The 672-nt window shown below is 69.2% G+C and carries 1 protein-coding gene; it reads right to left on the minus strand.

All coding sequences use genetic code 11. The features are described 5' to 3' along the window. Window positions 1-645 (minus strand): C39 family peptidase (locus I8N68_RS32495; RefSeq protein ID WP_200216929.1); only part of this gene is annotated, 645 nt, incomplete at its 3' end. Between the last annotated feature and the right edge of the window lie 27 nt (window positions 646-672).

Here is a 672-nt window from a genome sequence, read left to right on the forward strand (position 1 = left end):
GGTGTAGCCGCGGGTGGCGATCCAGTCGGCGAGGTTGTCGACGCTCATCCGGTAGGAGGCCATGTTCGGGTCGGCCGAGTCCGCGATGGTCACGGTCTTCCCGCCGTCGCGGTAGCCCACGACGCTGATGTAGTGCCCGCCCTCGAAGGAGTGGACGTTGCCGTCGGTGTCGACGGCGGTGCCGGCGATGTTGGCGACCACGGCGCGGCCGTCGTCGACGGTGCGCACGATGTCGGCGCGCAGCGTGTCGGTCTGCTTGTCGTCGGCCTTGGCGTCCTTGATCTCGACGCTGCGGTAGACGTTCTTGCCGGTTTCCTTGTTCAGCACCGGGGTGATGTCGTTGACGCTGTTGGTGCCGGCTTCGGTGGTGCCCATCTCCTTGGCCATGGCGTCGACGTTGATGTCCTTGCCCTGCACGGACAGAGCGTTGCGGGTGGCGGCGGGGCCGCAGTAGTAGAAGTTCGGCTGCGCGGCGTAGCGCACGGGCAGTTCCCGCTCGCCGCCGTGCTTGCGGTCGGTCTGCACCTGCGCGACGGGCTTGGCCTCGGCGGCGTGGGCGGCGATCGCGGGGCCCGCGATGCCACCGGCGGCGGCGACCAGGCCAGCAGCGGTCAGGGTGGCCTTACGGATCAGATCGGTACGCATGATGGCGTGCTCCTCTGCTCGGGGGTG

The sequence above is a fragment of the Micromonospora coerulea genome, from assembly GCF_016598485.1.
GTDB classification, from domain to species: Bacteria; Actinomycetota; Actinomycetes; order Mycobacteriales; family Micromonosporaceae; genus Micromonospora; species Micromonospora coerulea.